The organism is Microbacterium thalli, from assembly GCF_028737325.1.
Lineage (GTDB): Bacteria > Actinomycetota > Actinomycetes > Actinomycetales > Microbacteriaceae > Microbacterium > Microbacterium thalli.
Window position 1 is genome coordinate 1,333,469 of sequence record NZ_JAQZCH010000001.1, and the last position, 20,939, is coordinate 1,354,407.

The window sequence follows — 20,939 nt, forward strand, 5'->3', positions numbered from 1 at the left end:
GCCGTCATGATCGATCGCGATCGCTTCCCCGTCGACCCCTGGCGACTCGTCGAGACGAGCTTCTCGGTCGATGACATCGGCGTCACCGAGACCCTCTTCGCCGTCGGCAACGGGTACCTCGGTCTGCGCGGAAACCACCCCGAGGGACGCAACGCGCAGGAGCACGGCACCTTCATCAACGGGTTCCACGAGATCTTCCCGATCCGTCACGCCGAGCAGGCGTACGGCTTCGCCGAGGTCGGTCAGACGATCATCAACGCGCCCGACGCGAAGGTGATGCGCGTCTACGTCGACGACGAGCCGCTGACCCTCGACATCGCGGACGTCCGCGATTACGAGCGCGCGCTCGACATGCGCACGGGTGTGCTCACGCGCAAGCTGCGCTGGATGACGCCGAGCGGCAAGGAGGTGCAGGTCGACTTCGAGCGCCTCGTGTCGTTCGAAGAGAAGCACCTCGCCATCATGCGGCTCACCGTGACCGTGCTCAACGCCGACGCCCCCGTCACCGTCAGCTGCCAGATCGTCAACCGCCAGGACGGCGAGGACGTCTACGGCGGATCCGCGCCCAACCTGCCGAAGGCCGGTTTCGACCCGCGCAAGACCGAGAAGATCGACGAGCGCGTCCTGCAGCCGCAGGAGTACTGGCAGGACGAGGACGGCCGCGCGGTGCTGTCGTACAAGGCGTCCAACTCGGGCATGACCGTCGCCGTCGTCGCCGACCACATCGTCGAGACCGAGAACGAGCATTCCGCCCGCCGCCTCGTCGAGCCCGACATCGCCAAGAACGTCTTCCGTGTGCACGCCAAGCGCGGCGTCCCCATCACGGTGACCAAGCTCGTGAGCTACCAGACCTCGCGCGGCGTGCCCGCGCGCGAGCTCGTCGACCGCGGGCGCCGCATGCTCGACCGCGTGCGCGACGAGGGCGTCGACACGCAGTTCGAGCGCCAGGCGGCGTGGTGCGCGGACTTCTGGCGTCGCTCCGACGTCCGTATCGGCGGCCACGACGACCTGCAGCAGGCGACCCGCTGGTGCCTGTTCCAGCTCGCGCAGGCCGCCGCGCGCGCGGACGGCCAGGGCGTGCCGGCGAAGGGCGTGTCGGGGTCGGGGTACAGCGGCCACTACTTCTGGGACACCGAGGTCTACGTCCTGCCGTTCCTCGCGTACACGACGCCGCTGTGGGCCCGGAACGCGCTGCGCATGCGCTACCTCATGCTTCCCGCTGCGCGGCGCCGCGCCCGTCAGCTGAACGAGGCGGGCGCCCTCTTCCCGTGGCGCACCATCAACGGCGAGGAGGCGTCGGCGTATTACGCCGCCGGAACCGCGCAGTACCACATCAACGCCGACGTCAGCTTCGCGCTGGCCAAGTACGTCCGGACGACCGGCGACACCGACTTCCTGTATCGCGAGGGGGTCGACATCGCCGTCGAGACGGCGCGGCTGTGGTCGACGCTGGGCTTCTGGCGCTCCGGCGACACCGGCGACGACGAGTCGTTCCACATCCACGGTGTCACCGGCCCCGACGAGTACACGACCGTCGTCAACGACAACCTCTTCACCAACGTGATGGCCCGCTTCAACCTGCGGTTCGCGGCGCGCACCGTGCGCGACATGGCCGACGAGGCGCCGGAGGCCTACCGCGCGCTCGTCGACCGGCTCGAGCTCGACCCCGGCGAGGCCGACGCGTGGGAGCGTGCGGCCGAGGCCATGCGCATCCCGTTCAGCGAATCGCTCGGCATCCACCCCCAGGACGCGGTCTTCCTCGACCGCGAGGTGTGGGACCTCGAGAACACCCCCGAGAGCCAGCGGCCGCTGCTGCTGCACTTCCACCCGCTCGTGATCTACCGCTACCAGGTGCTCAAGCAGGCGGACGTCGTGCTGGCGCTCTTCCTGCAGGGCAACCACTTCACCGACGCCGAGAAGCTGGCCGACTTCGAGTACTACGACCCGCTGACCACGGGCGACTCGACGCTGTCGGGGGTCGTGCAGTCGATCCTCGCAGCGGAAGTCGGGTACCAGGACCTGGCGCTGGAGTACTTCCTCGAGTCGATCTACGTCGACCTCGGCGACCTCCACAGCAACGCCGCCGACGGCGTGCATGTCGCATCCGCCGGCGGTGTGTGGACGTCGCTCGTGTCGGGCTTCGGCGGCATGCGCGACCACTACGGCGAGCTGAGCTTCGACCCGCGGCTGCCGCGGGATTGGCCGTCGCTCGAGTTCACGCTGCACTGGCGCGGCACGCGGCTGGATGTCACCGTGACGGCCAACGCGCTGACGGTCGACGCCGGCCCGGGCGAGGCCGTGGACTTCTCGGTGCGGGGGCGCGATGTGCGGGTGGCCGGCGGCGAGTCCGTCACCATCCCGCTCGCCGGTCAGGGGCCGTTGCTCACGGGACGGCCGTCGCTGCGCCAGGTCGCCGAATCGCGCCGCGAGGACGGATCGCTGCTGGGCGCCTCCGTTCCGGTCGCGACGGTCACCACGTCGATCCCGACGGTGACGGGTACCGTCCCGACGATCACCGGCGAGATCCCCGTCGTGACCGACTACGAGCAGAACTTCACCGAGCAGGTACGGACGGGCCTCGACGCCTGAGCATCGCCGTGTCCGCGCGCTCAGCGGTGCGTGGACACGGCGGTGGCGGACGTGTCGGATGCGAGATCGGCCATGATCGCGCGCACCGCGTCGCGGCCCGCGCGGTTCGCGCCGACGGTGGACTGAGACGGCCCGTAGCCGATCAGGAACAGACGCGGCTCGTCGAGCGAGCGGCCGTTCGCGACGCGGACACCGCCGGCCGGCGTCCGCAGGCCGAGGGGTGCGAGGTGGGGGATGTCGGCGCGGAAGCCGGTCGCCCACAGGATCGCGTCGGCGGGCTCGAACGAGCCATCGGGCATCCGTACGCCGCCCGGCTCGATGCGTTCGAACATCGGATGCCGCACCAGCACGCCCCGGTTGTGAGCCGCCTGGGCCCAGCGGTTCCAGTGCAGGCCCGTGACGGAGATGACGCTGCCCGGGGGCAGGCCTTGACGCACGCGCTCCTCGACGCCGGCGATGGCGGCGATGCGGGCGGCGGTGTCGAAGTCGCCCGCATCCCACCGCAGCTCATCGCGGGTCACCCAGAACGTGTCGGCGACGCGGGAGATCTCATCGAGCAGCTGGATGGCCGAGATGCCGGCACCGACGATCACGACACGCTCGCCGGCGAACCGGTCGGCCGCGATGTAGTCGTGCACGTGCAGTTGGCGGCCGCGGAAGGTGTCGGAGCCGGGGTAGTGGGGCCAGAACGGTCGGCGCCAGGTTCCGGTCGCGTTGACGACCCAGCGCGCCGACCAGCTGCCGACGTCCGTGCTCACGCGCAGTCGGCCGCGCGGATCGTCGTCCGCGCGCTCGACCCGCCGCACGTCGACGGGGCGCTGCACCCGCAGGTCGAATCGCCGCTCGTACGCGTCGAAGTAGGCCGGCAGCACGGACCGGGCCGACGCCCGCGGGTCGGCGGGCGGCACCGCGAACCCCGGGAGCTCGTGGATGCCGTTGACGGTCTCCATGCGCAGCGACTCCCACCGGTGCTGCCACGCGCCGCCCGGCGCGCGTTCGGCGTCGAGCACGACGAAGGTACGCTCGGCGGCACCGGAACCGACGGGCTCGAATCCCCGGCGCCGCAGGTGGTACGCGGCGGAGAGTCCGGCCTGTCCCGCGCCGATGACGACGACATCGACGGGTACGGCATCCATGCTCCGTGCAACCGCGCCGCCCCCTGCGCTGTTCCCGCTCGGCGGCCGAGCGGGGCGGATGCGGGCAGGGCCCATGTCGGTGGTACGCCGTAGTCTGTTCGGGTGACCACCGCCCTCTACCGCCGCTACCGTCCCGAAGCGTTCGGCGAGATGATCGGCCAGTCGCAGGTGACCGAACCCCTGATGACGGCGCTCCGCTCCGACCGCGTCGGCCACGCCTACCTGTTCTCCGGCCCCCGCGGGTGCGGAAAGACCACGTCGGCCCGCATCCTCGCTCGTTGCCTCAACTGCGCGCAGGGGCCGACCGACACTCCCTGCGGGACGTGCGACAGCTGCGTCGAGCTCAGCCGCGGCGGCGGGGGATCGCTCGACGTCGTCGAGATCGACGCGGCATCCCACAACGGTGTCGACGACGCCCGCGACCTGCGCGAGCGCGCCGTGTTCGCGCCGGCCCGCGACCGGTTCAAGATCTTCATCCTCGACGAGGCGCACATGGTGACGGCGCAGGGCTTCAACGCCCTGCTCAAGCTCGTCGAAGAGCCGCCCGCGCACGTGAAGTTCATCTTCGCCACGACCGAGCCCGAGAAGGTCATCGGCACGATCCGCTCGCGCACCCACCATTACCCGTTCCGGCTCGTCGCACCCGCCGCGATGCTCGAGTACGTCGAGCAGCTGTGCACGCAAGAAGGCGTGCAGGTCGAGGCGGGCGTGCTGCCGCTGGTCGTCCGGGCGGGCGGCGGGTCACCGCGAGACACGCTGTCGCTGCTCGATCAGCTGATCGCCGGCTCCGACGACGGCGCCGTGGCGTACGAGCGGGCCGTAGCGCTGCTCGGTTACACCCACGCCGAGCTGCTCGACGAGGTCGTCGGTGCGTTCGGCGCCGTCGATGCCGCGGCGGCCTTCGCCGCCGTCGACCGCGTCATCCAGACCGGGCAGGATCCGCGGCGCTTCGTCGACGATCTGCTCGAGCGGCTGCGCGACCTGATCATCGTCTCGGCCACCGGCCAGGGCGCGTCGGCGGTGCTGCGCGGCGTCTCCGCCGAGGAGCTCGAGCGCATGGACCGGCAGGCGTCGATGTTCGGCACCGACCGGCTCTCGCGCACCGCCGATCTCGTCGTCTCCGCTCTCGACGAGATGTCGGGCGCCACCTCGCCTCGACTGCAGCTCGAGCTGCTGGTCGCCCGCGTCCTGGCCGCAGCGCAGCACGGGGTACCGGCGACCAGCGGCGCGCCGGTCGCCGCCGCTCCCGCCTCGTCGGCGATATCGGCCCCCGCGGCCTCGTCGCAGCCGGCTGCGCCGCCGCGCATCGTCACGCCCGCCGCATCCGCGCCCGCGGCGCCGTCCAGCCCGGCGTCGCCGGCGGCCGCACCCGCCGCGGCGGCACCGGCGTCGTCGGCCGCGCCGTCGCCGGCGGCGTCGAACGGGTCGGATGCCGCTTCCGCCGAGCCGCGCGACCCGTCGACGGTCACGCTCGGGCAGATGCGCGACGCGTGGCCCGAGGTGCTGCAGCGTCTCGAGTCCATCAGCCGCACGTCGTGGATGATCGCCTCGGTCGCCTCGCCCGTCGCCTTCTCCGAGACGGGCGTGCTGACGCTGTCGTTCCAGAGCCACTCCGACGTCCTGCAGTTCAAGAAGCTCAACGCCGGAAAGGGGCCGAGCGAAGACCTGCGCGGAGCGATCCTCGGCGTCCTGGGTGTGCGCGTGAAGTACGTCGCCCGGCACGACTCCGACCCCGGCGGCGGGCCCGCGCCCGGTGGCCCCGCGCCGAGCGCCCCCGGCGGCGAGCCCGGTGGCGACGCCCGCCCGCAGCCCGACGGCCGCTCCACGGGGACCGGTGCGCCCTCCTCGTCCGCACCGCCCGCCGCATCGGCTCAGCCTGCGGCATCCGCCTCGCCCGCCGCGTCGGCTCCGGCGGCGGCATCCGCTCCCGCCGGGTCGGGCCAGCCGGCCGGCCGGGCGGGCGGCGCGCCGACGCGCGGCGCCGCGTACGCCGCGCCCGTGACCGAATGGGCGGTGGCTCCGATCCCGCAGGGCGAGCCGGTTGCCCAGCTCGCCGTCGACGACGAGCCCGAGGACGCCGTCGTCGCACCGGTGCGCACGCTGACGGCACCGCACGACGGTGACATCGACCGGTACCCCGATCCGCTGCCGCCGATCGACGAGGAAGACCGCGACGACCCTCCGCCGCCGATCGACGACGAGGCCCCCCTGCCGCCGCGTGCCCCGGCCGCCGTCGAGCGTCGCGCCCCCGAGTCGTTCGTCGGCGCCGCGTCCGAGCGCACCGCGCTGCCGGCAGCCGGCCCGTCGCCCGCTTCGGCGACGTCGCCCGCTCCGGCCCCGGTACCGGCATCGGAGCGCTCCACGCCGCGTCGCGGCGGCATCGAGCGCTACGGCGAGGCGGTCGTCCGCCAGATGCTCGGCGCCACCTTCGTCCGCGAAGAGCCCTTCACGTCACCGACGAGATTCGGATAAGCCATGTACGACGGCATCGTCCAAGACCTCATCGACGAATTCGGCCGGCTTCCCGGTATCGGGCCGAAGTCGGCGCAGCGCATCGCGTTCCACATCCTCCAGACGCCGACCTTCGACGTCTCGAAGCTCTCGCACCTGCTGGGCGAGCTGCGTGAACGCGTGCGCTTCTGCGAGCTGTGCGGCAACGTCTCCGAGCAGGAGCGCTGCGCCATCTGCCGCGATCCGCGCCGTGACGGCACGTTCATCTGCGTGGTCGAAGACGCGAAGGATGTCGCCGCCATCGAGCGCACCCGCGAGTTCCGCGGGCTTTATCACGTGCTCGGCGGTGCGATCAGCCCCATCGGCGGCGTCGGTCCCGACGACCTGCGCATCGCGCAGCTCATGCAGCGTCTCGCCGACGGCACGGCGCAAGAGGTCATCCTCGCCACGAACCCGAACCTCGAGGGCGAGGCGACGGCGACGTACCTCAGCCGTTTGCTGACGACGCTCGAGATCCGGGTCACCCGTCTCGCGTCGGGGCTGCCCGTCGGCGGCGATCTCGAGTACGCCGATGAGGTCACCCTCGGGCGAGCCTTCGAGGGCCGCCGCCAGCTCTGACGGCGACCCTCGCCCGGCCTCAGGACTCCGTCGGCGCGTCGGCGAGACCCACGACGTCGAGCAGCCAAGCCAGCTCGAAGGCGCGCTCGCGCCAGGAGTTGTAGCGCCCGCTCACGCCGCCGTGGCCGGCCGACATCTCGCACTTGAGCAGCGCGTCGGCCCCGACCTCGCGCAGGCGGGCGACCCACTTCGCCGGCTCGACGTACAGCACACGCGTGTCGTTGAGTGAGGTCACCGCCAGGATGCGGGGATAGGTGACGCCCTCGCGCACGTTCTCGTAGGGCGAGTACGACTTCATGTAGGCGTACACCTCGGCGTCGTGCAACGGGTCGCCCCACTCGTCCCATTCGATGACCGTCAGCGGCAACGACGGGTCGAGGATGGTCGTCAACGCGTCGACGAACGGTACCGCGGCGAGGATGCCGGCGAACAGCTCCGGGGCGAGGTTGGCCACGGCGCCCATCAGCAGCCCGCCGGCCGATCCACCCTCGGCGACGAGCCGATCCGGCGCGGTGTAGCCGGTGTCGACGAGGTGGCGGGCGACGGCGACGAAGTCGGTGAAGGTGTTGCGCTTGTGCAGCAGCTTGCCCTCCTCGTACCACTGGCGGCCCATCTCGCCGCCGCCGCGGACGTGTGCGACGGCGAAGACGACGCCCCGATCCAGCAGCGAGAGCCGAGCGACGGACATCGCCGGGTCGATGGAGTGCTCGTACGAGCCGTAGCCGTAGAGGTGCAGCGCGCGCGGAGCGGCATCCGCTGCAGCGGGGTCGCCGAACGAGCGCTTCCACACCACCGAGACGGGGATGCGGGTTCCGTCGTCGGCGACCGCCCAAACGCGTCGCTGCTCGTAGTCCTCCGGCTGGTAGCCGCCGAGCACCGGCTGACGCTTGCGCAAGAGCAGCTCGCCGGTCTCGACGACGTAGTCGTAGACGGCGGCGGGCGTCACGAACGAGCCGTATCCGAGCCGGACCACGGGCGGAGCCCACTCGGGGTTCCCGCCCGAGCCGACGGTGTACAACGGTTCGGGGAAGGTGATCTCGTCGACCGATCCGCTCGCGTAGTCGAAGACGCCGAGACGCTGCAGCCCCTCGCGGCGGTAGCCGAGCAGCGCCCAGTCGCGGAAGGTCGACAGGCCCTCCAAGCGGCGCCCGGGCACGTGGGGAAGCACGACCTCGCGGGCACCGGTGGGGTCGTCGGCGGCGACGCGGACGAGCTCGAAGTCCAGCGCGCCGTCGTTGTGCAGGATGTAGAGCACGTCCTCGCCGTCCACGACCGCGTGCGAGAGCTCGTACTCGACGCCCTCGCGGCGCGGCCACACCGACCGGGGCTCGGCTCGCAGGTCGTCGGCGGGCACGAGGAACTCCTCGCTCGTGATCGACGAGCCGACCTCGATCACGAGGTAGCGGTCACTGCGGGTGAAGCCCGCGCCGACCCAGTAGCGCTCGTCCGGCTCGTGGAACAGACGCTGATCGGATGCCGGGTCGGTGCCGATCTCGTGCAGCCACACCGAGTCGGGGCGCCAGGCGTCGTCGACGGTCGAGTAGACGACGAATCGGCCGTCCGGCGACAGCGAGGCACCGGCGAAGGTGCCGGGGATCTCGTCGGGCAATGTGCGGCCGGTCGCGATGTCGCGGATGCGCAGCGTGTAGCGCTCGTCGCCCTCGGTGTCGACGCCGTACAGCAGCAGCGAGCCGTCCGTGGAGACCTCGAAGCTGCCGAGCGAGAAGAACTCGGCGCCTTCGGCCTCGACGTTGCCGTCGAGCAGCAGCTGCTCACCGGGCACGTCGACGCCGGGCTCGAGCTGCGGGGGCGTCCAGTCGTCGGCCGAGGCCAGGGGAGCGCGGCAGTGGATGCCGTACTGGCTGCCCTCGACCGTGCGGCTGTAGTACCACCACGGGCCGCGGCGCGACGGCACCGACAGGTCGGTCTCGAGCGTGCGGCCCTTGATCTCGTCGAAGATGCGATCGCGGAGCGCCGCCAGGTGCTCGGTGCGGGCGTCGGTGTACGCGTTCTCGGCCTCGAGGTGCGAGAGCACGGCGGCGTCGTCCTTCGCGCGCAACCACTCGTACCGGTCGATCACCTCGTCGCCGTGGTGCCGGCGTCGGTGCTCGTGGACGGGGGCGATCGGGGCGGACGGTGATGCGGTGTCGCGAGAATCGGTCACCGTTCCACGGTAGTGCCGCGTCCGCGCTGCCCGGCCGGACGATTGCCGGTCGCACGGATCGATGTGGCAGGATTCGATGGTCCGGTTGCCGGACCCTGAACAGACGGTGAACTCTTCGTTCGCGCCCGCCGCCGCCGCGGCATCCCGATTCGTCCTGCGGACCCGCGCTCGCGCGGCCGCACGTCACAGAGAGCGCGTAGTGGAAACCGCTGTCCTGATCCTCCTGCTGGTCATCGCACTGGCCCTGTTCTTCGACTTCACCAACGGCTTCCACGACACGGCGAACGCCATGGCGACGCCCATCGCGACCGGGGCGCTCAAGCCCAAGGTCGCCGTGCTGCTGGCGGCCGGACTCAACCTCGTCGGAGCCTTCCTGTCGACCGAGGTCGCCAAGACCGTCTCGCACGGCATCATCCACGAGGATCAGCTCGCCGCGACGGCTCTGCTGCCGCTGATCTTCGCCGGACTCATCGGCGCGATCACCTGGAACATGCTGACGTGGCTGCTGGGGCTGCCCTCGAGCTCGTCGCACGCGCTGTTCGGCGGCCTGATCGGAGCGACCCTGGTCGGCGTCGGCGCCATGGCGATCGACTTCGGCGTCGTGCTGAGCAAGATCATCCTGCCCGCGCTCATCGCCCCGGTCACCGCCGGGATCATCGCCTTCACCGTGACGAAGGTCGCCTATGCCGTGACCCGTCGCCACGACGGCAAGCCCGACGGGCGCGACGGGTTCCGCTGGGGCCAGATCTTCACCTCGTCGCTCGTCGCGCTCGCGCACGGCACCAACGACGCGCAGAAGACGATGGGCGTCATCACTCTCGCCCTCATCGCCGCGGGATGGCAGAACGCCGAGCACGCCGAGCCGCAGCTGTGGGTCATCGTCGCATGCGCCGTCACGATCGCGCTCGGCACCTACATGGGCGGCTGGCGCATCATCCGCACGCTCGGCAAGGGACTCACCGACGTCAAGCCGGCGCAGGGCTTCTCGGCCGAGGCATCCACCGCCTCGACGATCCTCGCCTCGAGCGCCCTGGGCTTCGCGCTGTCGACGACGCAGGTGGCCTCGGGCTCGGTCATCGGCTCGGGTCTCGGGCGCCGCGGCTCGACCGTGCGCTGGCGCACCGCGGGCCGCATCGCGATCGGGTGGCTGCTCACCCTGCCGGCCTCGGGCGCCGTGGGCGCGCTCGCCGCGCTCCTCGTGGTGTGGTTCGGCGCGGTCGGCATCATCGTCGACGCGGTGCTCGCCGTCGCGATCGTGGTGGTGCTGTTCCTGCGTTCGCGTCGCGACGAGGTGCACGCGGGGAACGCGATGAGCGAGGTCGCCGATTCGGGCCTCGCCGTCGATGTGCCGGCCGACCCGCCGCCCACCCGCCGTCAGCGTCGCGAGAAGGCGGCCGCCGCCGCGCAGACTCCGACACGGGAGGAGGACCGATGAGCGTCTCGATCGACTGGCTCGCCTTCGTCCAGGTCTTCGCCGCCGCCATCTGCGGCGCCCTCCTGGTCGTGGGGTTCTACGCACTCGGGCTGCGCCTGCTCGTGCGCGCGGGCCGGGTGCCGGTGGTCAGCCCGGCGGAGTTCACCGACGCGATCGCCGTGATCAGCGAGAAGCAGGCCCGCCGCCGGGCGAAGGCCGCCGCCAAGGCCGCGAAGAAGAACCCGCTCACCGCGGGGCAGAAGCGCGTCGCGTTCATCGGCGCCGTCGGAGCCTTCGCCCTGTGCGGGCTGGCGGTTCTCGGCGGCATCGTCCTCATCGTCGCGGGCCGGTAGGAGCCCCGGCCTAGGCTGACCGTATGAGCTCTCGCGAATCGTCCGAAGCCGCACGCGTGCAGTTCGGGCGCCACGCACCCGCCGAGCACGTGATCGTCCACCTCAGCGACACGCACCTGCTCGCCGGCGGTGCCGCCCTGGGCGGTCGCTACGACGTCGAGGCCAATCTCGCGGCCACCCTCGCCGCCGTCGAGCGAACCGGCGTGCGTCCCGACGCCCTGGTGTTCACGGGCGATCTCACCGACCTCGGCGAGCCCGACGCCTACCGCCGGCTGCGCGATGCGGTCGAGCCCGTCGCCGAGCGCCTCGGCGCCCCGGTCGTCTGGGTGGCGGGGAACCACGACGAGCGCCCCGCGATGCGCGCGGGCCTGATGGATGCCGCCGGGCCGGGCGGTCGGGACGACGCGCCGCTGACGGGGGTGTGGGACCTGCGCGGGCTCCGCCTCGTCGCGCTCGATTCGACCGTGCCGGGATGGCACCACGGGCAGATCGACCCCGACCAGCTCGCCTGGCTCGACGAGGTGCTCGCCGAGCCGGCACCGCACGGCACGATCCTCGCACTGCACCACCCGCCGCTGCCGAGCCACATCCCGTTCTTCGACATCCTCGAGTTGCGCGAGCAGGACGCGTTCGCCGATGTCATCCGGGGCACCGACGTGCGCGGCATCCTCGCCGGTCATCTGCACTACTCGACCTCGGGCACCTTCGCCGGCGTTCCCGTGAGCGTGGCCTCGGCGACCTGCTACACGATGAACCTGCAGCGCCCGGCCGCCGCGGTGAACGGCATGGATGCGGGCCAGGCCTTCCAGCTCGTGCACGTCTACGACGACGTGATCACCCACGCGGTCGTCCCCGTCGTCGAGGCCCCGACCGGCGACTACTTCTCGGCCGAGTGGACCGCACGGATGGCAGCCCTCTCGCCGCAGGAGCGGCTCGAGGCTTTTTCGCGTAAGCGCTGAGTAGGCTGGGAGCGTCCCTCCCATCGCCGTGAGACCCACAAGGACCCGTGCATGAGCTTGCCCACTCCCGCCACCCGCACCGAGACCGATTCGCTCGGATCCCTCGAGATCCCCGCCGACGCCTACTGGGGGGTGCACACGGCGCGAGCCCTCGAGAACTTCCCGGTCTCGCAGCGCCCGATCTCGGTGTATCGCGACCTCGTGCGGGGGCTGGCGATGGTGAAGCAGGCCTCGGCTCGCGCCAACCGCGACATCGGCGCGCTCGACCCGGAGCGGGCCGACCTCATCGACCGCGCCTCACAGCGGGTCATCGACGGCGAGTTCCACGACCAGTTCGTCGTGGGTGTGGTCCAGGGTGGTGCCGGCACCTCGACCAACATGAACGCGAACGAGGTCATCACCAACATCGCGCTCGAGATGGCCGGCCGCGAGAAGGGCGACTACGCCTATCTGTCGCCGATCGACCACACCAACCGCAGCCAGTCGACGAACGACGTCTACCCGACCGCCATCAAGGTGGGGCTCGGCCTCGACCTGCAGACGCTGCTCGATGAGCTGGGGCTGCTGCGCGCGTCGTTCCTCGCGAAGGCCGTCGAGTTCCACGACGTCCTGAAGGTCGGTCGCACGCAGCTGCAGGATGCCGTGCCGATGACGCTCGGCCAGGAGTTCCACGGCTTCGCCACGACGCTGGGCGAGGACCTCGAGCGCCTGGGCGAGAACGCGTCGCTGCTGTATGAGATCAACATGGGCGCGACCGCGATCGGCACCGGGATCACGACGCATCCCGACTATCGCGCGAGCGTCGTGCGACACCTGCGCGAGATCACCGGTCTCGACCTGTCGAGCGCCGTCGACCTCGTCGAGTCGACGAGCGACACCGGCGCGTTCATGTCGTTCTCATCCTCGCTCAAGCGCAACGCCATCAAGCTGTCGAAGATCAGCAACGACCTCCGTCTGCTCTCCAGCGGCCCGCAGGCCGGCTTCGGCGAGATCAACCTGCCGCCGCGGCAGGCGGGGTCGAGCATCATGCCGGGCAAGGTCAACCCCGTCATCCCCGAGGTCGTGAACCAGGTCGCCTTCGCCGTCGCGGGCGCCGACCTCACGGTCACGATGGCCGTCGAGGGAGGACAGTTGCAGCTGAACGCCTTCGAGCCGATCATCGCGCACTCGATCTTCCAGTCGATCACCTGGATGCGGCGCGCGATGCGCACGCTGCGCGTCAACTGCATCGACGGCATCACGGCCAACCACGAGCGCCTGGGCGCGATGGTCGGTTCGTCGGTCGGCGTCGTCACCGCCCTCACGCCCTTCATCGGGTACGCGGCGGCCGCGGCTCTGGCCAAGACGGCGCTGCTGACCCACCGCAACGTCGGCGACCTCGTCGTCGAGGCCGGTCTGATGTCGCGCGAAGAGGTCGACAAGCAGCTGTCGCCGGCGCGGTTGTCGGGCCTGCAGGCGATCACGGCGGCGATCCCGATCGTGCGCCCCGATGTCGACGAGGATGCCGCGCGCTGACGACTCCGCGCACCCGGCCCGCGCAAGCCTTTGTGCGGCGGTGACCGCTGTCGCTAACGTCGGTGGTGTTCATCGCTTCTCGACCGACCGGGGGACCCCATGACCGACCCGAACAACTCGTCCGCGCCGCAGCCTCCGGCGTACCAGCCGCCGGCCTACCCGACCTCGTCCTCGGACGCGTCGTACGGCAACTCCAACGCGCCCGTGCCCGGCAAGACGCTCGGCATCGTCGCGTTCATCCTGTCGTTCTTCGCGCAGCTGGTCGCGCTGGTGCTCGGTATCGTCGCGCTGGTCCAGAGCAAGAAGGCCGGGCACAAGAACGGGTTCGCTCTGGCCGCGATCATCATCAGCGCCGTCCTCATGGTGGTCGGCATCATCGTGGCGATCGTGCTCTTCACGATCTTCGGCAACGTGGCGAACGACGTCTACCAGGCGTGCGTCGTCGAAGGCGCCGACACGGTGACCGTGTGGGGCCAGACGCAGTCCTGCGCCGACATGCGCTGACGCCGTCGGCACGCCGAGTACCCGAAAGCCCCCGCGGACGACCGCGGGGGCTTTCGCTGTGCGGTCTCAGCTCGGAGCGGCCGGTTGCGGCGGCGGCATCAAAGCGCTTAAACTCGGGAGGGCACGGTTTAAGCGCTTTGATCGCACCGTGTCATCCGCGATTCAAGGAGGAAGACGTGAAGTTCAGAACAGTGGCCGGCGGTGTCGCGACCCTCGCGGTGTTCGCCCTGGTGCTCACCGGTTGCGGTCGCGCCGACGAGACGGCCTCAGGCCCGGCCGAGGTCACCTCGCTCGACAACAGCCCGGCCACCGGGACGCTCAGCGTCTGGGCGATGGGGGCCGAGGGCGAGGCGTTGCCCGAGTTCGTCTCAGAGTTCGAAGAGGCCAACCCCGATGTGAAGATCGAGGTCACCGCGATCCCGTGGGATGCGGCGCACAACAAGATCCAGACGGCGATCGCCGGGGGCAACACCCCCGACATCGCCATGATGGGTTCGACCTGGATGGCCGACTTCGGCGACGCCTTCGCGACGGTTCCCGCCGAGATCCCGACCGACGGCTTCTTCCCCGGCCCGCTCAGCACCACCGAGTTCGACGACCGTGCGGCCGGCGTTCCCTGGTACGTGGACACCCGCGTGCTGTACTACCGCACCGACCTGGCGCAGCAGGCCGGCTGGACGCAGGCGCCGACCGACTGGGACGAGCTGCAGCAGCTCGCCGCCGACATGAAGGACAAGGCGGGCGCCGATTTCGGCATCCGGATGCCGGGTGGCAACGACTCCTTCCAGGGCGCCATGTGGATGCCGTGGTCGGCCGGCGCCGAGCTGATCGACGGAGACGCCTGGACCCTCGACACCCCCGAGATGGCCGAGGGGCTGGCGTACTACCAGAGCTTCTTCGACAAGGGGCTCGCCGATGCGGACGCTGATGTCTCGGCCGGAGCGACCGAGTCGGAGTTCGTCGCCGGCACCACCCCCATGGTCGTCGAAGGGCCGTTCCTCCGAGGCCAGCTCGAGCTCGTGGGCGGCGAAGACTTCGCCTCGAAGTACACCACGGCCGTGCTGCCGGCAGCCGACGAGTCGGTGTCGTTCAGCGGCGGCGCGAACCTCGTCGTGTTCGAGAACAGCGCCAACGCCGAGTCGGCTTGGAAGCTCGTGCGCTGGCTGAGCGAGCCCGAGACGCAGGTCGCCTTCTACGAGGAGACCGGTGACCTCCCGGCGCTGCAGGCTGCGTGGGACGACCCCGCGCTGGCGGATGACACCAGCCTGACCACCTTCGGCGAGCAGCTGCAGACGGCCAAGGCTCCGCCCGTCACCACGAGCTGGGTGCAGGTCGCCGCGAAGGGCGATCAGGCGCTCGAGCAACTGCGTCGTGGCGGCGCCGACGTCGCGACCGTGCTGCAGAAGCTCCAGTCGGACGCCGACGCCATCGGCGTGAAGTGACCTCGATGTCCACGTCCACCCTCCCCGCGGCCGGAGCCGTCACCGACTCCGGCCGCGGGGCCTCCCGCCCCGGCGGCCTGCATGCGCGCCAGCGCAAGCGCCAGGCGCTCATCGCGTGGGCGTTCTGCCTGCCGTTCGTCGCCGTGTTCGCCGTCTTCATGCTCTTCCCGATCGTCGGGTCGTTCGCGATGTCGTTCACCGACTTCACGGCGCGCGACATCACCTCGCCGTTCGCGGTGAACTTCGTGTGGCTCGACCAGTTCGCGACCCTCTTCCGCGACCCGCGCTTCCTCACCTCGCTCGGTGTCACGGCCGTCTTCGTCGTCGTCGGCATCCCCGTGACGATGGTGCTCGCCCTCGCTCTCGCGCTTGCGCTCAACAGCGGGGGAGGGCGCATCGTGGCGTTCTTCCGCGTCGGCTTCTACGCGCCCGTGGTCACGAGCATCGTCGCCGTGGCCGTCGTCTGGCGCTACATCCTCCAGCCCGAGGGGCTGCTCAACTCCGCCCTCGCGGTCGTCGGCATCGACGGGCCCAACTGGCTGAACGATCCCGCGTTCGCGTTGCCTTCGCTCATCATGATGGCGGTGTGGCGCAACGTCGGCACGCTGATGGTGATCTTCCTCGCGGGGCTGCAGGCGGTGCCGCAGGACGTCAACGAAGCCGCGACGATGGACGGCGCCTCGTCGTGGCGCCGACTGATCTCGGTCACCCTGCCGCTGCTGCGCCCGACGATCCTGCTCGGCGCCGTCCTCATCTCGGTCGGCTACCTGCAGTTCTTCGAGGAGGCCTTCGTGATGACCAAGGGCGGGCCGCTCGATTCGACGCTGTCGGTGGCGTACTACACCTTCCAGCAGTTCGGTTTCGGCGAGTACGGTCTCGCGTCCGCCGCGAGCTACGTGCTCTTCCTCGCCATCGCCCTGCTGAGCCTGCTGCAGTTCCGGCTGCTCCGTTCGAAGGACTGACCCGATGACCACGATCCCCGCCCCCGTGGTGGACACCGTCGCGCCGGCCCCGACGACCCGTCGCCGCCGCCGCCGCGGTCTCGGTCCCCGCGCGATCACGTACACCGTCCTGAGCGTCGGCCTCGCGCTGTGGCTCATCCCATTCGTCTGGATGCTGCTCGGGTCCGTCAAGACCCAGGGTGAGATCCTGCAGCGGCCGCCGACCTGGCTGCCTCAGAACCCCACGGGTGAGAACTTCGCCCAGTGGTTCGGTCCGCTCGACTTCGGCCACTTCTTCGTCAACAGCCTCGTCGTGGCTGTCGTCACGGTGCTCGGCAACATCGTGTTCTGCTCGATGGTCGGCTACGCGCTGGCGAAGATGGAGTTCCCCGGCAAGCGGGTGCTCTTCGTCCTCGTGATGGTGACGCTCATGGTCCCCGGCGTGGTCACCTTCGTGCCGCTGTTCGTCATGGTGTCGTCGCTGGGCCTGGTCAACACCTACCCGGCGCTCATCCTGCCCTTCATCACCGCTCCCATCGGCGTCTTCCTCATGCGCCAGTTCATCCAGGGCATCCCCGACGCGCTGCTCGAGGCGGCGCGGCTCGACGGCGCGGGGGAGTGGCGGATCTTCTCGCGGATCGTGATGCCGCTGTGCGGCCCGCCGCTGGCGACCCTCGGCATCCTCACCTTCCTGGCGTCGTGGAACAACTTCCTCTGGCCGCTCGTGTCGGCCCAGAGCGAGGACATGTACACGCTCCCGGTGGCGCTGTCGCTGTATTCGACGGGGCAGAACGCCACCAACTACGGCCTGCTCCTGGCCGGATCCGTGCTGGTCATCGCGCCGATCATCGTGCTGTTCATCTTCTTGCAGCGCTGGTTCATCCGCGGCGTCGCCACGACCGGACTCAAGTGACGACCGCGACGCGGCATCCGTCCCCCCACGAACGAAAGCTCTCCATGCGACCCGACTTCCACACCGCACCCGACGGCACGCGCTTCCGCGACCTCAACGGCAACGGGGTGCTCGATCCGTACGAGGACCCGCGCCTGAGCCCCGAAGAGCGCGCCGATGACCTCGTCGGACGGATGTCGCCGGTCGAGAAGATCGGGCTGATGTTCCAGACCGTCATCGAGATCGGTCCCGAGGGGGAGCTGCTCGAGGCGCCGGGCGCGATCTCGAAGTCGCCCACCTCGGACGTCGTCGTGGGCAAGAACATGAGCCACTTCAACGTCCATGCGATCCGCACGGCTCGCGAGGGCGCGCGCTGGAACAACCACGTGCAGCGTCTTGCCGAGAGCACGCCGCACGGCATCCCGGTCACGATCAGCACCGACCCGCGCCACGCCTTCGTCGAGAACACCGGCGTCGCATTCTCGGCCGGGCCGTTCTCGCAGTGGCCCGAGCCGCTGGGCCTGGCCGCGCTGGATGACCTCGAGGTCATCGAGCGGTTCGCCGACGTCGCTCGGCGCGAGTACTGCGCCGTCGGCATCCGCGCGGCGCTGCATCCGCAGATCGACCTCCCGACCGAGGCGCGCTGGGGACGCCAGGCGCAGACCTTCGGGTTCGACGCGGACCGGGTCTCGCAGATCACCGCGGCCTACCTGCGCGGGTTCCAGGGCGAGCATCTCGGCGCCGACAGCGTCGCGTGCACGACGAAGCACTTCCCCGGCGGCGGCCCGCAGCTCGACGGCGAGGACGCGCACTTCCCGTACGGGCGCGAGCAGGTGTACCCGGGCGAGATGTTCGAGTATCACCTCGAGCCGTTCCGCGAAGCGATCCGACGCGGCACCGCCGGCATGATGCCCTACTACGGCATGCCCGTCGGTCTCGAGCGGAACGGAGAGCCGATCGCCGAGGTCGGATTCGCCTACAACCGGCAGATCATCACCGACCTGCTGCGCGACGAGCTGGGCTACGACGGCGTCGTCGTCACCGACTGGGAGCTCGTCAACGACAACCACGTCGGCGATCAGGTCCTCCCCGCACGCGCCTGGGGAGTCGAAGAGCTCGACCCCACCGAGCGGATGCTGCGCCTGCTCGACGCCGGCGTGGACCAGTTCGGCGGCGAGGAGTGCACGGAGCTGCTCGTCGACCTCGTCGAGCGCGGCGTCGTGCCGATCGAACGCGTCGACGTCTCGGCCCGCCGCATCCTGCTCGTGAAGTTCCGCCTCGGCCTGTTCGACGATCCGTACGTCGACGAGGACGAGGCCGAGCGCATCGTCGGCAACGCCGAGTTCCGCGCGCTCGGGGAGCGGGCGCAGGCCGAGTCGCTGACGGTGCTGCAGAACCGGGACGGCGTCCTGCCGCTCCGGGCGACGCCGCGCCCGCGCGTGTACGCCGAGAACATCGGTGACGATGCACTCGCGGCCGTCGGCGAGCGGGTGTCGCGGCCCGAGGATGCCGACGTCGCCGTGGTCCGGATCGGAGCGCCGTTCGAGCCGCGCGACGACCTCTTCCTCGAGAAGTGGTTCCACCAGGGATCCCTCGAGTTCGGGCCGGGCCTCGTGGCGCGGCTCGCCCGCGTCGCCGCGCACGCCCCGCTCGTGGTGGTCGTCGGGCTCGACCGACCGGCGATCCTCACCCCGCTCGTGCCGGTCGCCTCGGCGATCGTCGCCGACTACGGCAGCTCCGATGCCGCGGTCCTGGCCGCCCTCACGGGGGCGGTGGCGCCGCGGGGACAGCTGCCCGTCGAGATCCCCCGTTCGATGGATCAGGTCCGGCGTTCGCGCACCGACGTCCCGGGTGACACGGTCGATCCGATCTTCCCGCGTGGCACCGGTCTGTCGATCGTGACGGCATGAGGCCGCTGGGTAGACTCCCCGAGGAATCGAGGTAGTCATGGCGATCGGGCGTCCCACCGTCTATGACGTCGCGGAACGGGCCGGGGTGTCGATCGCGACGGTGTCGTTCGCGTTCCGGCGGCCCGACAAGGTGCGCAGCGAGACCCGCGAGGTGGTGCTCCGTGTCGCGCGCGAGCTGGGGTACGTCCCGAGCGGCTCGGCCCGGAACCTCGCGCGCGGCCGCACCGGTGTGCTCGGGCTGCACCTGTTCGACCTGCTCGTCGAGTCGGCCACGCCCCTCGACCTCGATCCCGCGCGACCCGCGCCGCCCGCGCGGAGCCGTCTCACGGATCTGGCCGATCTCGACCTCGACGGCGGCCTGCTCGCCTGGGACTCGGACGAGGACAGCCGTCGCAGTGAGCCGCGCACCTTCCCGCTGTATGTCGACGAGGTCCAGCGCGGCTTCGTCCTCGAATGCAAGCGGAACGGGTCGGCGGTGCTGCTGAGCACCGGTGGCCGCGGCGCCTCCGAGATCGCCGACACGGCGGGCCAGGTCGATGGTCTCGCGATCCTGCCCGGCGCGACCGTCGACGCCTCGCTCGGCTCGGTCGCCTCGACGCTGCCGGTGGTCGTGTTGAGCTCGCCGATCGGCGACGCCCATCACGTGCTCGCCGACAACGCCGGTGGCGAGCGGATGCTCGTCGACCACTTCGTCCGTACGCACGGCGCGCGCTCGTTCGGATGGATCGACGCTCCCGCGGGCTTCGACACCGACGAGCGACGGACGGCGTTCTTCGATGCCGTCGCCGCGCATCCGGGGGCCTCGGCCGAGGTGCTCGATGTCGTGAACCTCGAGCGTTCGCCATCGTTCCCCGAACTCACCGGTCGCATCCGTGCCGGGGCGCTGCCGGACGCGGTGCTGTGCGCCACCGACCAGTTGGCTCTCGCGACCCTCGACGTGCTGCACGCCCACGGCGTCGACGTCCCGCGTCAGGTGGGACTCGCCGGGTTCGACGGCATCCAGGCGGCACGGATGTCGACGCCGCCGCTGACGACCGTGCGCCAGCCGATGGAGCTGATGGGGCGCCTCGCCGCGCATCTGCTGCTCAACGACCCCGCCGACGGCACACTCGAGCGACGCAGCGTGCGCGTCGAGGTCGAGCTGCGCATCGGCGGCAGCTGCGGCTGCGGGGTCGCCGTCAGTCGGTGATGCGGCAGTGGGTGCGCAGCTCGCCGATGCCGTCGATGCCCACCGTGACGACCGAGCGGTCGCGCAGGAAGATCTGCGGGTCGCGCGAGTAGCCCGCACCGCCGGGGCTGCCGGTCGAGATGAGCGTTCCCGGCAGCAGCGTCGCCGCAGTCGACAGGTGCGCGACGAGCGTCGCAACGGAGCGGATCATCTGGCCCGTCGAGGCATCCTGCACCGTCTGTCCGTCGACGACGGCCCAGATGTGCAGGTCCTGCGGGTCCGGGATCTCATCGGCGGTGACGACGAAGGGACCGGTGGGCGTGAAGCCGTCGAAGGACTTGCAGCGCGACCACTGGGCCTCGGAGAACTGGATGTCGCGGGCGGTGATGTCGTTGACGACGGTGTAGCCCCACACGTGGTCGAGGGCCGCATCGGCGGCGACGTTCTTGGCCGGGCGTCCGATGATGACGCCGAGCTCGGCCTCGTAGTCGACCGACTCGCTGAGGCTCCGCGGCCACGAGGTCGTCGCCTCGTGCGCGGTCAGCGAGTTCGGCCACAGCGTGAACACGGTCGGCGCGCTGTCGGCCTTCAAACCCAGCTCGCTCGAGTGGGCGGCGTAGTTGAGTCCCACGGCGAGCACGATCGGGGGAGCGAGCACCGCCGACGCGTAGGTGACGCCCGCGAGCTGGTGCCAGGCGACACCACCGGCCGCAGCGGCCTCGGCGACGCGCGCCAAACCCTCGTCGCCGAGCTCGACCAGCTGCTGCAGCCGATCGGGTGCGCCGTCGAACAGGTCGCCGACGAAGGTGGCCCGGTCGTCGTCGACGAGCACGAGTCGGGGTTCGTCGGCCCCCGCGGTCATCACGTGGGCAAAGCGCATGAT

At 70.8% G+C, this 20,939-nt stretch carries 16 protein-coding genes; 13 read left to right on the forward strand and 3 right to left on the reverse strand.

All coding sequences use genetic code 11. The annotated features are described in order from the left end of the window. Nucleotides 1-6 precede the first annotated feature (6 nt). Nucleotides 7-2,589, forward strand: a complete 2,583-nt coding sequence (locus PUW82_RS06520; RefSeq protein ID WP_274221474.1) for a glycoside hydrolase family 65 protein — start codon at nt 7-9, stop codon at nt 2,587-2,589. A gap of 20 nt (nt 2,590-2,609) precedes the next feature. On the opposite strand, the gene PUW82_RS06525 is transcribed toward PUW82_RS06520, so the two are convergent. Continuing rightward, the gene (locus PUW82_RS06525) at nt 2,610-3,725 is read right to left on the reverse strand and encodes an NAD(P)-binding domain-containing protein (RefSeq protein WP_274221475.1); all 1,116 of its coding nucleotides are present in this window, start codon (nt 3,723-3,725) and stop codon (nt 2,610-2,612) included. Nucleotides 3,726-3,827: 102 nt separating this feature from the next. Here PUW82_RS06525 and PUW82_RS06530 point away from each other — a divergent pair, with 102 nt between their 5' ends. Further along, complete coding sequence (locus PUW82_RS06530) at nt 3,828-6,197, forward strand: DNA polymerase III subunit gamma and tau (RefSeq protein ID WP_274221476.1); 2,370 nt, start codon at nt 3,828-3,830, stop codon at nt 6,195-6,197. A 3-nt stretch (nt 6,198-6,200) separates the two neighbouring features. Continuing rightward, complete coding sequence (gene recR, locus PUW82_RS06535; protein WP_274221477.1) at nt 6,201-6,794, forward strand: recombination mediator RecR; 594 nt, start codon at nt 6,201-6,203, stop codon at nt 6,792-6,794. A 19-nt stretch (nt 6,795-6,813) separates the two neighbouring features. On the opposite strand, the gene PUW82_RS06540 is transcribed toward recR, so the two are convergent. Beyond that, nucleotides 6,814-8,958, reverse strand: coding sequence for a S9 family peptidase (locus tag PUW82_RS06540; RefSeq protein ID WP_420792725.1), 2,145 nt, complete (start codon nt 8,956-8,958; stop codon nt 6,814-6,816). Between the two features lie 199 nt (nt 8,959-9,157). Between PUW82_RS06540 and PUW82_RS06545 the strand changes: the two genes are divergently transcribed. From PUW82_RS06545 to PUW82_RS06590, 10 genes are all read left to right on the forward strand, one after another. Continuing rightward, entirely contained in the window at nt 9,158-10,393 is a 1,236-nt protein-coding gene (locus PUW82_RS06545) for an inorganic phosphate transporter (protein ID WP_274221478.1), read from the forward strand. Then, a complete protein-coding gene (locus tag PUW82_RS06550) occupies nt 10,390-10,725 on the forward strand; it encodes a peptidase (RefSeq protein ID WP_274221479.1) in 336 nt (111 codons plus the stop codon). The genes PUW82_RS06545 and PUW82_RS06550 overlap by 4 nt, the downstream gene beginning before the upstream one ends. A gap of 23 nt (nt 10,726-10,748) precedes the next feature. Next, the gene (locus PUW82_RS06555; RefSeq protein ID WP_274221480.1) at nt 10,749-11,684 is read left to right on the forward strand and encodes a phosphodiesterase; all 936 of its coding nucleotides are present in this window, start codon (nt 10,749-10,751) and stop codon (nt 11,682-11,684) included. Between the two features lie 51 nt (nt 11,685-11,735). Further along, a complete protein-coding gene (locus tag PUW82_RS06560) occupies nt 11,736-13,199 on the forward strand; it encodes an aspartate ammonia-lyase (RefSeq protein ID WP_274221481.1) in 1,464 nt (487 codons plus the stop codon). A gap of 99 nt (nt 13,200-13,298) precedes the next feature. Next, nucleotides 13,299-13,703: a DUF4190 domain-containing protein gene (locus PUW82_RS06565; RefSeq protein ID WP_274221482.1), complete on the forward strand. Its 405-nt coding sequence runs from the start codon at nt 13,299-13,301 to the stop codon at nt 13,701-13,703. A 176-nt stretch (nt 13,704-13,879) separates the two neighbouring features. Beyond that, on the forward strand, nt 13,880-15,145 hold the full coding sequence (locus tag PUW82_RS06570) for a sugar ABC transporter substrate-binding protein (protein WP_274221483.1): 1,266 nt from the start codon (nt 13,880-13,882) through the stop codon (nt 15,143-15,145). A 5-nt stretch (nt 15,146-15,150) separates the two neighbouring features. Continuing rightward, nucleotides 15,151-16,107 carry a carbohydrate ABC transporter permease gene (locus PUW82_RS06575; protein ID WP_210007330.1) on the forward strand — a complete coding sequence of 319 codons (957 nt, stop codon included), beginning with the start codon at nt 15,151-15,153 and terminating at the stop codon, nt 16,105-16,107. A gap of 4 nt (nt 16,108-16,111) precedes the next feature. Further along, nucleotides 16,112-16,999 carry a carbohydrate ABC transporter permease gene (locus PUW82_RS06580; RefSeq protein WP_274221484.1) on the forward strand — a complete coding sequence of 296 codons (888 nt, stop codon included), beginning with the start codon at nt 16,112-16,114 and terminating at the stop codon, nt 16,997-16,999. Nucleotides 17,000-17,043: 44 nt separating this feature from the next. Then, nucleotides 17,044-18,888 (forward strand): glycoside hydrolase family 3 protein, encoded by a 1,845-nt coding sequence (locus PUW82_RS06585; RefSeq protein ID WP_274221485.1) that lies wholly within the window; start codon nt 17,044-17,046, stop codon nt 18,886-18,888. 37 nt (nt 18,889-18,925) lie between these two features. Continuing rightward, nucleotides 18,926-20,077 (forward strand): LacI family DNA-binding transcriptional regulator, encoded by a 1,152-nt coding sequence (locus PUW82_RS06590; RefSeq protein ID WP_274221486.1) that lies wholly within the window; start codon nt 18,926-18,928, stop codon nt 20,075-20,077. On the opposite strand, the gene PUW82_RS06595 is transcribed toward PUW82_RS06590, so the two are convergent. Then, nucleotides 20,067-20,936, reverse strand: coding sequence for a fumarylacetoacetate hydrolase family protein (locus PUW82_RS06595; protein ID WP_274221487.1), 870 nt, complete (start codon nt 20,934-20,936; stop codon nt 20,067-20,069). The two genes, PUW82_RS06590 and PUW82_RS06595, sit on opposite strands and share 11 nt — an antisense overlap. Nucleotides 20,937-20,939 lie beyond the last annotated feature (3 nt).